The organism is Variovorax sp. YR634, from assembly GCF_900106655.1.
Taxonomy (GTDB): domain Bacteria; phylum Pseudomonadota; class Gammaproteobacteria; order Burkholderiales; family Burkholderiaceae_C; genus Variovorax.
Map to the genome: position 1 here is coordinate 293,966 of NZ_FNOL01000004.1, position 13,003 is coordinate 306,968.

Here is a 13,003-nt window from a genome sequence, read left to right on the forward strand (position 1 = left end):
CCGATCATATCGCTACCCCCTTTTTCCTCCCATGCCTGCCATTCTCCAACGCCGTCCCTGGCTGCTGGTTGCTGCCGTTGCCGCAACGCTCTGCCTTGGTGCCTGCAGCGGTTTCAGCGATCGCACGCGTGGCGCGCTGGCCGCTGTAACTCCTTACAAAGTCGAAGTGGTGCAGGGCAATTTCGTGTCGAAGGAACAGGTCGCGGCGCTCAAGCCGGGCATGTCGCGCCAGCAGGTGCGTGAAATCCTCGGCACCTCACTGCTGAACGACGTATTCCACGCCAACCGCTGGGACTACGTGTTCACGATCCGCCGCCAGGGCGTCGACCCGCAGGAACGCCACCTGACCGTGTTCTTCAATGGCGAGCTCTTGGACCGCTTCGAGGGCGACGAAATGCCCAGCGAAGAAGAATTCGTCGCCACGCTCGACACCCGCAAGAAATCGGGCAAGGTGCCGACGCTCGAGGCCTCGGAAGACGAGCTCAAGAAATTCGCACCCGCCAAGGACGATAAAAAAGCCGACGCCGCCGCAGGCACGTCGGCCTCCCTGCCGCCGCTGCCGGCCGCCTACCCCCCGCTCGAAGCCGCGCGCTGAGCGCAGCACAAGCAGCAGCGGGCGGCGCCCGCCGAGTCAGGCGGCGTCCGTCCCGTGTCCATGCATGCCATTGGCCGTTTCGAAATTTCGAAGACTGAATCCGCGTGACTGAATCCACCACCACTCCTTCCAGTTCCTCCACTGCGCCGCGCCGTGTCGCCGTCGCCGGGGCGTCGGGCCGCATGGGCCACATGCTGATCGAGGCCGTGCGCAGCGCGCCCGACCTGCGCCTGGCCGGCGCACTCGACATCGCGGGCAGCCCGGCCCTCGGCACCGATGCCGGCGCCTTCCTGGGCTTCGACAGCGGCGTGTCCATCGTGTCCGACCTGCGCACTGGCCTGAAGGACGCGCAGGTGCTCATCGACTTCACCCGCCCCGAAGGCACGCTCGCGCACCTCGCGGTCTGCCGCGAACTTGGCGTGCAGGCCGTCATCGGCACCACCGGCTTCAGCGACGAGCAGAAGGCCGAGATCGCCGAGATTGCGAAAGACATCGCGATCATGATGGCGCCCAACATGAGCGTGGGCGTCAACGTCACCTTCAAGCTGCTCGAAATGGCGGCCAAGGCCATGTCGACGGGCTACGACATCGAAATCATCGAGGCGCACCACCGCCACAAGGTCGACGCGCCCTCGGGCACCGCGCTCAAGATGGGCGAAGTGATTGCCGATGCGCTGGGCCGCGACCTCAAGGACTGCGCCGTGTACGCCCGCGAAGGCATCACCGGCGAGCGCGACCCTTCCACCATCGGCTTCTCGGCCATCCGTGGCGGCGACATCGTGGGCGACCACACCGTGCTGTTCGCGGGCACCGGCGAGCGCATCGAGATCACCCACAAGTCGTCGAGCCGCACCACCTACGCCCAGGGCAGCCTGCGCGCGGTGCGCTTCCTGGCCGAACAGCGCGCCGGCTTGTTCGACATGTACGACGTGCTGGGCTTGCGCTAACCAAAAGGACCGCCGATGAGCGTGCTCGATCTGCTGACCCATGGCGACGGCGTCAGCCGTTCGGTGGCGGCGCTGCTGCTGGCGATGTCGATCGCGAGCTGGGTCATCATTCTCTGGAAGGCGTGGCTGCTGCGCGGCGGCACGCGCGACGTGCTGCGCAGCATCGCGGCGTTCTGGCAGTCGTCCACCCTGGCCGACGCCGAGCAGAAGCTCAAGGCCTTCGACCGCGCGACGCTCGTGTCGCCTGCGGTGTCGGCCATCAAGAGCGTGGCCGCCGGTGCGCCGGCCGGCACGCTGGGCGCCACGGTCGATCGCAACCAGCGGCTCACGCGCGTGCTGCGCGACGCCCTGCACGGCGCGCTGCGCCGGCTGCAGGCGGGGCAGATCCTGCTCGCCACGGTCGGCGCCACGGCGCCCTTCGTCGGATTGCTGGGCACGGTCTGGGGCATCTACGGCGCGTTGACGGGCATTGCCGGCCAGACCGGCGGCTTCACCATCGACAAGGTGGCCGGACCGGTCGGCGAGGCGCTCATCATGACGGCCTTCGGCCTGGCCGTGGCTATTCCGGCCGTGCTGGCCTACAACGTCTTCGGCCGCGTCATCGGCCGCATCGAGGCCGAGCTCGAAGGCTTCGCGCACGACCTGCTGGGCAGCTTCGGCACCCCGCCGGAGCCCGCTGCGCCGCCGCCCGCGCGGCCAATGCCGGTCTGAGCACTCAGCACCATGGCCTTCGGTCGCACTTCACTGGGTAGCAGCGCCGGCGGCGGTGGACGTGCCATGGGAGCGGGCGCGCAGCGGCCGCTGTCCGACATCAACGTCACGCCGCTGGTCGACGTGATGCTGGTGCTGCTGGTGATCTTCATCATCACTGCGCCGCTGATGGCCAGCTCGATCAAGCTCGACCTGCCGCAGACCGACGCTGGCCAGCCCAACGACGCGCCCAAGTTCGTGAGTCTGTCCGTCGATGCCTCGGGCAAGGTCTTCCTGAACGACCAGGCCGTGACCGACGAAGAACTGGCCACCCGCCTCGAAAAGGCCGCTGCCGACAACAAGGACACCGAAGTGCAACTGCGCGCCGACCAGACCGTGCCTTACGGCAAGGTGGTGGCGCTGATGGGCATCGCGAACAAGGCCGGGCTGAGCCGCATCGGCTTTGTGACCGAGGCCGAGCCGCCGAAGAAGCCCGGAAGCTAGCCTAGCCCAGCACCACGGGCTTGGTGTGCCAGATTTCATGCGCGTACTGCGCAATCGTGCGGTCCGACGAGAACGCACCCATACCCGCCACATTGAGAATCGCCATCCGCGTCCACGCATCCGAGTCGCGGTATAGCGCATCGACTTCGGCCTGCTTGGCCACGTAGCTCGCGTAGTCGGCCAGCAGCAAATAGTGGTCGCCCCAGTTCACCAGCGCGTCGTAGATGCCCTGGTAGCGCGCCGGTTCGCCTGCTGAAAACGCGCCGTCGCGGATCGCGTCGAGCACGCGCTTGAGCTCGGCGTTCTCTTCGTAGATTTCGCGCGGCTGGTAGCCCCGTGCGCGGATGTCGGCCACTTCGGGCGTGGTGTTGCCGAAGATGAAGATGTTCTCCGGCCCCACGTTCTCGCGCATTTCCACATTCGCGCCGTCCAGCGTGCCGATGGTGAGCGCGCCGTTGAGCGCGAACTTCATGTTCCCGGTGCCCGAGGCCTCGGTGCCCGCCGTGGAAATCTGCTCCGACAGGTCGGCCGCCGGCATGATGATCTCGGCCAGGCTCACGCTGTAGTTCGGCAGGAACACCACCTTCAGCAGCTTGCCCACGCGCGCGTCGGCGTTGATGGTGCTCGCCACGTCGTTGATGAGCCGGATGACGAGCTTGGCCATCGCATACGCCGAAGCCGCCTTGCCCGCGAACACCACCACGCGCGGCACGATGTCGATCGGCCCACCCGCCGCCTGAGCGTCGAGGATGCGGTGGTAGCGCGCCACCACGTGCAGCACGTTGAGCAGTTGCCGCTTGTATTCGTGGATGCGCTTGACCTGCACGTCGAACATCGCGTCGGTATCGATGTCGAGCTTCAGGTGCTGCTCGACCCAGTTGGCCAGCCGCAGCTTGTTCTCGCGCTTGGCATGGCGGAATGCACGTACGAAGGCCGGTTGCGCGGCCATGGGCTTGAGCGCCTCGAGCTGCGACAGGTCGCGCCGCCAGCCCTTGCCGATGCGCTGGTCGAGCAGCGCCGCCAGCGGCGGGTTGGCCTGCGCCAGCCAGCGGCGCGGCGTGACGCCGTTGGTCTTGTTGTTGAAGCGCTCGGGAAAGATCTTCGCGAAATCCGAGAAGATCGACTGCTTCATCAGCTCCGAGTGCAGCCCCGACACGCCGTTGATCGAGTGGCTGGCCAGCACCGCCACGTAGGCCATGCGCACGCGCCGCTCGCCGGCCTCGTCGACCAGCGACAGCCTGCGCATCAGCTCCACATCGTTGCCGACCTTCTGCGTCACGGTGGCGAGAAACTTCGCGTTGATGTCGTAGATGATCTGCAGGTGCCGCGGCAGGATGCGCCCCAGCATCTCCACCGGCCAGGTCTCCAGTGCCTCGTGCATCAGCGTGTGGTTGGTGTAGCTGAACACCTTTTGCGTGTGCGCCCAGGCCACGTCCCACGCGAGGCCGTGTTCGTCGAGCAAGAGGCGCATGAGCTCGGGCACCGCCAGCACGGGGTGCGTGTCGTTCAGGTGGATGCTGACTTTTTCGGACAGCTGGTCGAAGGTCTTGTGGTTGCGCAGGTAGCGGCGCAGCAGGTCCTGCACGCTGGCGCTGCAGAAAAAATACTCCTGGTGCAGCCGCAGCTCGCGGCCCGAGGGCGTGGAGTCGTCGGGGTAGAGCACGCGCGAGACGTTCTCCGACTGGTTCTTGCTCTCGACCGCGCCCATGTAGTTGCCGCGATTGAAGGCCGAGAGGTCGATTTCCTCGGTGGCGCGCGCCGACCACAGGCGCAGCGTGTTGGTGGCCTGCGTGCCGTAGCCCGGGATGATGGTGTCGTAGGCCACGGCCAGCACGTCGTGCGTGTCGACCCAGTCGGCCGCGCCGTAAGGGGCGTTGGTGCCCTCGCGCTTTTGCACGTGGCCGCCGAAGCGCACGCGGTAGTTCACTTCGGGCCGCTGGAATTCCCACGGGTTGCCGCGCGTGAGCCAGTAGTCGGGCGTCTCGACCTGTTGGCCGTCGACGATGCGCTGGCGGAACATGCCGTATTCGTAGCGGATGCCGTAGCCCATGCCCGGCACGCCGAGCGTGGCCATCGAGTCGAGGAAGCAGGCTGCGAGCCGGCCCAGGCCGCCGTTGCCCAGCGCAGCGTCGGGCTCGCGCTCGGCCAGCGCGTCCATGTCGACGCCGAAGTCGGCCAGTGCCTCGCGCACCGTGTCGTAGAGGTCCACGGCCAGCAGCGCATTGGTGAAGGTGCGCCCGATGAGGAATTCCATCGACAGGTAGTAGACGCGCTTGAGGTCCTGCGCGTAGTTGGCGCGCGTGGTCATCATCCAGCGCTCGACGAGCTGGTCGCGCACCGCCTGCGAGGTGGCGTTGAGCCAGTCGTCCTGGCTGGCGGCGACCGGGTCCTTGCCGACCGCGTAGATCAGCTTGTTGGCCACCGCGCGCTTGAAGGCCGCGACGTCGCGGTCGGGGTGGTCATAGGCGAAGTCTTTGATCGTCATGGGCGCCCTTGTTGCGTGGAAGTTGTTGTGGTGGTCAGGCACGCGGCTGTTCGAGCGCCTGCCGGTAGACATCGATGTACTGCGCGGCCGCAGTGGCCCAGTCGGCCGGCCGCCGCATGGCGTTGCCGCGTACGCGCCGCCAGTCGGGCGCACGCTCGTAAAGCGCGAAGGCGCGGCGCACCGCGCGCTCGTAGTCGGTGACCTCGAAGCTGTCGAAGACGAAGCCGGTGGCCTCGCCGCTGGCCATGTCTTCGAGCGAACTGTCGACCACCGTGTCGGCCAGCCCGCCGACGCGGCGCACCAGCGGCAGGCTGCCGTACTTGAGGCCGTACATCTGCGTGAGGCCGCAGGGCTCGAAGAGCGACGGCACCAGCGTCACGTCGCCCGCACCGAACATCTGGTGCGCCAGCGTCTCGTTGTAGCCGATGGTGACGCCGACCGATTGCGGCGTGGCAGCCGCGCGCTGCCGGAAGGCTTCCTCCAGCCAGGTCTCGCCGCTGCCCAGCAGCGCCAGCTGGCCGCCCTGGGCGAGCAGCGCATCGAGCCCGCCCAGCACCAGGTGCAGGCCCTTCTGCTCGGTGAGCCGGCTCACGAGAATGAAGAGCGGCGCATCCGGCCGCTCGGCCAGCCCCAGCTGATGCTGCAGCACCGACTTGCAGCGTGCCTTGCCGGCCATGTGGCGGCCTTCGGGCGTGTGATAGCCCTGCATCAGCGCGGCGTCGGTCGCCGGGTTCCAGACCTTGTCGTCGACCGCGTTGAGGATGCCGCTGAGCACCCCGCTGCGCTGGCGCAGCAGGCCGTCGAGTCCGCAGCCCTGCTCGGGCGTCTGGATTTCGAGCGCGTAGGTCGGGCTGACCGTGGTGAGCCGGTCGGCGAAATACAGGCCGCCCTTCATGAACGAGACCTGGCCGTGGTATTCGAGCCCGTCCATCTGGAACGCGGCGCCGGGCAAGCCGAGCTCGGTGAAGTTCCAGGGCGCGAAGATGCCCTGGTAGGCCAGGTTGTGCACGGTGAAGACGCTGCCTACGTGCGGGCCGCCGGCCTGCCGCGCGAAGTGCAGGTAGGCCGGCGCGAGCGCGGCGTGCCAGTCGTGCGCGTGCACCACCTCCGGCCGCCACTGCGGATCGAGCCCTTGCGCCAGTTGCGCCGCGGCCCAGCCGAGCAAGGCGAACCGGCGGTGGTTGTCGCCGTAGGGCTGGCGCGAGGTGTCTTCGTAAGGATTGCCGGGCCGGCCGTAGAGCGCCGGTGCGTCGATCACGTAGGCCGGGATGCCGGGCGCCCCGTCGATGTCGATGTGCCCCAGGCGCAGCCCGAAGCGCTCGCCCCAGGGCGCGTTGAAACCGTCCACGGGCGCCAGGTCGCGCACGCCCGCCACGATGGCTGGAAAGCCCGGCAGCAGCACGCGCGCGTCCTCGCCTTCGGCCATGAGCGCCAGGGGCAGGGCGCCGGCGATATCCGCCAGGCCGCCGGTCTTGAGGAGGGGGAAGAGCTCGGCGCTGACCTGGAGGATTCGCATCGTGGGGCGTTGTGGCCTCAGGCGGCCAGTCGTTTGAGCATCTCGCGTGTCACGAGCACCACGCCGTTCTCGGTACGCTCGAAGCGGGCGGCGTCGGCCGCGGCATCTTCGCCGATCACCATGTCGTCGGGTATGACGCAGGCGCGGTCGATCACCACCCGGTTGAGCCGGGCGCCGCGGCCGACTTCCACGTCGGGCAGCAGCACGGCCTCGTTGATCTCGCAGAAGGAATGGATGCGCACGCCCGAGAACAGCACCGAGCTGCTGACCTTGGAGCCCGAGACGATGCAGCCGCCCGAGACGATGGTGTTGACCGTCATGCCGTGCTGGCCGTGCCGGTCGAGCACGAACTTGGCCGGTGGCAGCTGCCGCTGGTAGGTCCAGATGGGCCAGTCCGTGTCATAGATGTCGAGCTCCGGGGTGATGGAGGCCAGATCGAGGTTGGCTGCCCAGAATGCATCAATCGTGCCCACGTCGCGCCAGTAGGCCTTGGCGTCGGGTCCGCGCGAGGCCCGCGTGACGCACGACATGCCGAAAGGATGGGCTAGCGCGCGGCCCTGGGCCACGGCGCGGGGAATGATGTCCTTGCCGAAATCGTGGCTCGAATCGGGGTTGACGCTGTCTTCTTCGAGCAGCTGGTAGAGGTACTCGGAGTCGAACACGTAGATGCCCATGCTCGCCAGCGCCACGTCGGGGTGGCCGGGCATGGCGGGCGGATCGGCGGGCTTTTCCAGGAAGGCAGTGATCTGGCGGCCGTCGTCGATGGCCATCACGCCGAAGGCCGTGGCTTCCATGCGCGGTACCTCGATGCAGCCGACCGTGCAGCCCAGGCCGTGCTCGGCGTGGTCCTTCACCATGATCGAGTAGTCCATCTTGTAGATGTGATCGCCGGCAAGTACCACCACGTAGTCGTGCTTGGTCGAGCGGGTCTGGATGATGTCGAGGTTCTGGAACACCGCATCGGCCGTGCCGCGGTACCAGTGCTCGTCGCCCACGCGCTGCTGCGCGGGCAGCACGTCGACCATCTCGTTGAGCTCGGCGCGCAAGAAGCTCCAGCCGCGCTGCAGGTGGCGCATGAGCGAGTGCGACTTGTACTGCGTGACCACCGCCATGCGCCGGATGCCCGAGTTCAGGCAGTTGGACAGCGCGAAGTCGATGATGCGGAACTTGCCGCCGAAGTACACGGCCGGCTTGGCGCGCCGGTCGGTCAGCTGCTTGAGGCGGGAGCCGCGCCCGCCGGCCAGCACCAGGGCGATGGTGCGGCGTACCAGTTGATGGGCCTGCAGCTCCTGCTGCGGGTGCGCTTGCGGTGTGAGGTTGTCCATCCTGTGTCTCCGTTCGTTCGTCTATTCGCTTGTTGGAATTCGTCGTCAGAGTTTCTGCATCGAGACTAGCACCGCGCCGTGCGCCTGGCTCCTACGTTCTTGCAATCCCGATGCTTGAAAAAGGCACTTGTGCCGTGTCGCCGAGCGGTTGGCCCACCTCGCCCGGGTCGTGCCCGGGATCGGTGGAAAGGCTCAGGCGCCACGTACCCGCGGGCAGCGTGAAGGACACGGTCTGCGGACCTGCGTTCACCATCACCAGCCACGCGCTGCTGTTGTCGTCGGTGCCATCGCCAAAGAGGATCGCAAGGGCCGTGCCCGTGCTGTTCCAGTCGGCGGGCGTCATCGGTTCGCCGTCGGGGCGCAGCCACCGGATGCCCGGTGGCGTGCCCTGCGGCGCTTCGGCCGGCCACCAGCGGGTGCTGCGCAGGGCCGGGGCCTCGCGGCGCAAGGCGGCCAGGCGCGCCACGAAGGCGCTCATGCGGGCGGCGTCGCTGCCGGGGGCGGACGCGCCGATCCATGCGAGCCAGGTGGTTTCGTTGTCCTGGCAGTAGGCGTTGTTGTTGCCCTGCTGGCTGTGGCCGAGCTCGTCGCCGGCCAGCAGCATGGGCGTGCCCTGGGACAGCATCAGCGTGGCGAGCAGCGCGCGCTGCAGGCGGATGCGCAATGCCAGCACGGCGGGGTCGTCGCTCGGGCCCTCGACGCCGCAGTTGTTGCTCATGTTGTGGCCGTGGCCGTCGCGGTTGTCCTCGCCGTTGGCGAGGTTGTGGCGCTCGTTGTAGCTCACGAGGTCGCGCAGCGTGAAGCCGTCGTGCGCGGTGACGAAGTTGACGCTCCCGGTCGGCGCGCGGCCGTTGTGCGCAAACTGGGTACTGGAGGCCGTGAAGCGATGGGCGAAGTCGCCGAGGCTCGCCCTGTCGTCGTGGACCTGCCGCAGCCAGAAGCCACGCTGCGTGTCGCGGTAGCGGTCGTTCCATTCGAGCCAGCCGGGCGGGAACTCGCCCAGGCGATAGCCGCCCGGGCCGATGTCCCATGGCTCGGCAATGAGCAGCGTGCGCGAGAGCACCGGGTCCTGGGCGATGGCGGCGAAGAAGGGCGCGCGCGCATCGAACCCCCGTTGTGCATCGCGCCCGAGCACCGGGGCGAGATCGAAGCGGAAGCCGTCCACGCCCATCTCGCAGGCCCAGAAGCGCAGGCTGTCCATCACCAGCTGCAGCACGCGCGGCTCGCCGAGGTTGAGGCAGTTGCCGCAACCGGTCCAGTTCTCGTAGAGGGCGCGGTCGTCGGGGCGCAGGTGGTAGTAAAGGGCGTTGTCGATGCCGCGCAACGAGAGCGTGGGGCCGAGCTCGTCGGTTTCGGCGCTGTGGTTGTAGACGACGTCTATCACCAGTTCCATGCCGCGCGCGTGGATGGCGTCGGCCATGGCGCGGAATTCGCCGGCGGGGGTGGTGCCGGGGCGGCCGCTCCAGTAGCGGGCTTCGGGGGCGAACCAGCCGATAGTGGTGTAGCCCCAGTAGTTGCTCAGGCCCATGTGCTGCAGGCGCTGCTCGTCTGCTCGGTGCTGGACGGGCATGAGGCTCAGGGTTGTGATGCCCAGGGCCTGGAGGTGGTCGAGTACGGCGGGTTCCGCCAGGCCGGCGTAGGTACCTCTCAGGGCTGCGGGGACGGCGGGGTGGAGCTTTGTCTGGCCTTTTACGTGCAGCTCGTAGAGGACTCGGTCGCCTGCTGCGATGCGAGCGTGGCCGGGAGTGGCTGCTGGTGCCGGACCGGGTGCAGCTACCCGGGCCTTGAGGGCGACTGCGGCGTTGTCTCGGGTGTCTCTCTTGTCTGGATTCGTTGGGTCGTGGCCCAGGAAGATGTCGCTGCCGTCGTAGTTGCCCACGATCTCTTTGGCGTAGGGATCGAGCAGCAGCTTGACTGGGTTGAAGCGGGTTCCCTCTTGAGGGGACCAGGGGCCGTGGACTCGGTAGCCGTAGACCAGGCCTGGAGATGCGCTGGGGAGGTGGCCGTGCCAGATGCCGTTTGTTTGTGTTGGCAGTTTCAGGCGTTGTTGTTCGTTTTTGCCTGTGGTGTCGAAGATGCAGAGTTCTACTGCTTCTGCTGTCGGGGCTGCCAAGGCGAAGTTCACGCCTTGTGGTGAAGGTGTTGCGCCCAAGGGGAAGGGGGTGCCTGGGCTCAGCATTTGGCTGGCCTTTGGGTGGGTTTGCTTTCCGGGGCCGGGACTCGCCCCGGCGGGCGAGCTACTTTCTTTTGCTTCGCCAAAAGAAAGTAGCCAAAGAAAAGGCGACCCCACTGTCTGCGACCCCTTCGCTTTGCGAAGGGGCAACCTGTGGTGCTCGCGTTTCGCGGGGTCTCGCCCAAACTCGCTTCGCTCAGACAAGGGCGAGCCCTGATCCGCGAAACGCTGCGCTCCTCGGCGCAGCCAGAGGGGAGGGGAGACGGAACGGGCCTTTGCTTCGCTCGGCTTGGTATTGGCTGTTGGATGTTCGGGGGCCGAGCGAAGCGATGGCCTGCTGGGTTCCCCAATCCCTTCTGGCTGCGCCGAGGAGCGCAGACGTAGACGGGATCAGGGCCGCAGCTGTTTGAGCGAAGCGAGTTCTGCGGACCCCCGTCTACGTCGAGCACCGCAGGTTGCCCGTAGCGAAGCGGAGGGACGCAGACAGCAGGGTCGCCTTTCTTTTGCCTACTTTTCTTTGGCGAAGCAAAGAAAAGTAGGTCGGCCGCCGGGCCGAGACCCGGCTCCGGGAAGCAAACCAAGTCACAAGCTTTCAAGCCAACACCCACATCACAGTAGCCAACGGAGGCACGCTGATCGAGATCGAATCCGCCTTCCCATGCCAAGCAACAGGAGCGCTTTCGACAATCCCATTGCCAACCCCACTCCCCCCATAAACCGCCCCATCCGTATTGATGACCTCCCGGTAGGAACCCGAAGCAGGAACCCCCAACCGATACCCATGCCGAGGCACAGGCGTGAAGTTGCAAACAGCCACAACAAACGCCCCATCCCGCCCCCGCCGCACGAACGCAAACACCGACTGATCCGCATCGTCATGCACGATCCACTCGAACCCCGCCCCGTCATGGTCAAGCTCGTGCAACGCAGGAAAGTGCCGATACACGTTGTTCAAGTCGCGCACCAGCCGCCGCACTCCCTGATGAGAGGCATGCTCCAGCAGATGCCAGTCCAGGCCGCGGTCCGCATTCCACTCCGCGTACTGCGCGAACTCCCCGCCCATGAACAACAACTTCTTGCCGGGATACGCCCAGAGGTACCCGTACAGGTTGCGCAGGCCAGCAAACCTCTGCCACTCGTCCCCGGGCATGCGCCCGATCAGCGAGCCCTTGCCATGCACCACCTCGTCATGCGACAGCGGCAGCACGAAGTTCTCGCTGTGCGCGTACATCAGCCCGAAGGTGATCTGCTGGTGATGGTGCTTGCGATAGACCGGGTCCGTGCCCGCATACGACAGCGTGTCGTTCATCCAGCCCATGTTCCACTTGTAGTGAAACCCCAGCCCGCCGTCTTCCGGCGGACGGGTCACGCCGGGGAAGCTCGTCGACTCCTCGGCCAGCGTCACCGCCCCAGGCCGCTCAATACCCACCACGCGGTTCATGCGCCGCAGGAAGTCGATGGCCTCCAGGTTCTCGCGTCCGCCAAGCACGTTCGGCACCCACTCGCCGGCCTTGCGGCTGTAGTCGCGGTACAGCATCGAAGCCACCGCATCCACGCGCAGGCCGTCCACGCCGTAGCGCTCCAGCCAGTACAGCGCATTGCCGACCAGGTAGTTGCGCACCTCCGTGCGGGCGTAGTTGAAGATCAGCGTCTGCCAGTCGTTGTGGAAGCCCTCGCGCGGGTCGGCGTACTCATACAGCGCCGTGCCGTCGAAGCGGCCGAGGCCGTGCGAATCGGTCGGGAAGTGCGCGGGCACCCAGTCGAGGATCACGCCCAGCCCGGCCGCATGCGCGGCCTCGACGAAATGCCGGAAGTCGCCCGGCGTGCCGAAGCGCGAGGTCGGCGCGTACAGGCCGATCGGCTGGTAGCCCCACGAGCCGTCGAAGGGGTGCTCGGTGATCGGCAGCAGCTCGATGTGCGTGAAGCCCAGGTCGCGCACGTAGGGCACCAGCGTGTCGGCCAGGTCGCGGTAGTCCAGCCATTCGTGACCGTTCTTGCGGCGCCACGAGCCCAGGTGCACTTCGTAGATGCTGATCGGCGCGTGGCGCTCGTTTGCGGAGGCACGGCCTTCGGGCATCTTCACCGGCGCGGGCAGGGGCTGCACCACGCAGGCCGTGTCGGGCCGCAGCTGCGACGAGAACGCGAAGGGATCGGCCTTGCGCAGCACCTCGCCCTGCGCCGACAGGATCTCGAACTCGTAGCTGTCGCCGACGGTCACGTGCGGCGCGAAGATCTCCCACACGCCGCACTCGCGGCGCAGCCGCATCATGTGGCGCCGGCCGTCCCAGTTGTTGAAGTTGCCGACCACCGACACGCGCCGCGCATTCGGCGCCCAGACTGCGAAGGCCACGCCCTTCACGCCGTCCATCTCGCGGATGTGCGCGCCCAGCCGCTCCCACGGCCGCAGGTGCGTGCCTTCGGCCAGCAGCCAAACATCGGTTTCGCCGAGCACGAACGGAAAGCGATACGGGTCTTCCAGCCGCGAGGTGTGCGCCTCCCAGTCGACCTGGAACGAGTAGCCCATGCGGGCTTCGGCCGCCGGAACCAGCCCGCTGAACAGGTCCGAGCCTTCGTGCCGCGCGAGGATGGCCAGCGGCCAGCCGGTGCGCGAATGCACTACGGCCACGCGCTGCGCGCCGGGTAGCAGCGCGCGCACTTCCAGGCCCTCGGGCCTCTCGTGCGGGCCCAGCACGGCAAACGGATCGCCGTGCTCCGCGCGCATCAGCGCATGGACTTCGGACTCGGGCAGCGGCTTCAAGGGCATGGTG

9 protein-coding genes are annotated in these 13,003 nt (G+C 67.3%); 4 read left to right on the top strand and 5 right to left on the bottom strand.

All coding sequences use genetic code 11. The features are described 5' to 3' along the window. The first annotated feature begins 31 nt into the window (after nucleotides 1–31). The 4 genes from BLV60_RS10340 (at nucleotide 32) to BLV60_RS10355 (ending at nucleotide 2,736) form a co-directional block, all read left to right on the top strand. The gene (locus BLV60_RS10340) at nucleotides 32–595 is read left to right on the top strand and encodes an outer membrane protein assembly factor BamE (protein WP_093053987.1); all 564 of its coding nucleotides are present in this window, start codon (nucleotides 32–34) and stop codon (nucleotides 593–595) included. Between the two features lie 104 nt (nucleotides 596–699). Beyond that, nucleotides 700–1,542, top strand: coding sequence for a 4-hydroxy-tetrahydrodipicolinate reductase (gene dapB, locus BLV60_RS10345; protein ID WP_093053989.1), 843 nt, complete (start codon nucleotides 700–702; stop codon nucleotides 1,540–1,542). 15 nt (nucleotides 1,543–1,557) lie between these two features. Further along, nucleotides 1,558–2,253, top strand: a complete 696-nt coding sequence (locus tag BLV60_RS10350) for a MotA/TolQ/ExbB proton channel family protein (RefSeq protein ID WP_093053991.1) — start codon at nucleotides 1,558–1,560, stop codon at nucleotides 2,251–2,253. Between the two features lie 12 nt (nucleotides 2,254–2,265). Continuing rightward, the gene (locus tag BLV60_RS10355) at nucleotides 2,266–2,736 is read left to right on the top strand and encodes an ExbD/TolR family protein (protein ID WP_093053993.1); all 471 of its coding nucleotides are present in this window, start codon (nucleotides 2,266–2,268) and stop codon (nucleotides 2,734–2,736) included. Nucleotide 2,737: 1 nt separating this feature from the next. Here the strand turns inward: BLV60_RS10355 and BLV60_RS10360 are convergent, their stop codons facing one another. The 5 genes from BLV60_RS10360 to glgB all read right to left on the bottom strand — a co-directional run bounded on the left by BLV60_RS10360 (nucleotide 2,738) and on the right by glgB (nucleotide 12,999). Further along, on the bottom strand, nucleotides 2,738–5,221 hold the full coding sequence (locus BLV60_RS10360) for a glycogen/starch/alpha-glucan phosphorylase (RefSeq protein WP_093053995.1): 2,484 nt from the start codon (nucleotides 5,219–5,221) through the stop codon (nucleotides 2,738–2,740). Between the two features lie 34 nt (nucleotides 5,222–5,255). Continuing rightward, nucleotides 5,256–6,737: a glycogen synthase GlgA gene (gene glgA, locus BLV60_RS10365; protein WP_093053997.1), complete on the bottom strand. Its 1,482-nt coding sequence runs from the start codon at nucleotides 6,735–6,737 to the stop codon at nucleotides 5,256–5,258. A gap of 17 nt (nucleotides 6,738–6,754) precedes the next feature. After that, complete coding sequence (glgC, locus tag BLV60_RS10370) at nucleotides 6,755–8,062, bottom strand: glucose-1-phosphate adenylyltransferase (protein WP_093053999.1); 1,308 nt, start codon at nucleotides 8,060–8,062, stop codon at nucleotides 6,755–6,757. A gap of 91 nt (nucleotides 8,063–8,153) precedes the next feature. After that, entirely contained in the window at nucleotides 8,154–10,241 is a 2,088-nt protein-coding gene (gene glgX, locus BLV60_RS10375) for a glycogen debranching protein GlgX (RefSeq protein WP_093054001.1), read from the bottom strand. Nucleotides 10,242–10,827: 586 nt separating this feature from the next. Then, nucleotides 10,828–12,999, bottom strand: a complete 2,172-nt coding sequence (glgB, locus tag BLV60_RS10385) for a 1,4-alpha-glucan branching protein GlgB (RefSeq protein WP_093054002.1) — start codon at nucleotides 12,997–12,999, stop codon at nucleotides 10,828–10,830. Between the last annotated feature and the right edge of the window lie 4 nt (nucleotides 13,000–13,003).

Excerpts from the sequence above, each read along its gene's own strand:
- BLV60_RS10360 (WP_093053995.1), bottom strand. The coding sequence starts at position 5,221 with ATGACGATCAAAGACTTCGCCTATGACCACCCCGACCGCGACGTCGCG.
- glgA (WP_093053997.1), bottom strand. The coding sequence starts at position 6,737 with ATGCGAATCCTCCAGGTCAGCGCCGAGCTCTTCCCCCTCCTCAAGACC.
- BLV60_RS10340 (WP_093053987.1), top strand. The coding sequence starts at position 32 with ATGCCTGCCATTCTCCAACGCCGTCCCTGGCTGCTGGTTGCTGCCGTT.
- glgX (WP_093054001.1), bottom strand. The coding sequence starts at position 10,241 with ATGCTGAGCCCAGGCACCCCCTTCCCCTTGGGCGCAACACCTTCACCA.
- BLV60_RS10355 (WP_093053993.1), top strand. The coding sequence starts at position 2,266 with ATGGCCTTCGGTCGCACTTCACTGGGTAGCAGCGCCGGCGGCGGTGGA.
- glgC (WP_093053999.1), bottom strand. The coding sequence starts at position 8,062 with ATGGACAACCTCACACCGCAAGCGCACCCGCAGCAGGAGCTGCAGGCC.
- glgB (WP_093054002.1), bottom strand. The coding sequence starts at position 12,999 with ATGCCCTTGAAGCCGCTGCCCGAGTCCGAAGTCCATGCGCTGATGCGC.
- BLV60_RS10350 (WP_093053991.1), top strand. The coding sequence starts at position 1,558 with ATGAGCGTGCTCGATCTGCTGACCCATGGCGACGGCGTCAGCCGTTCG.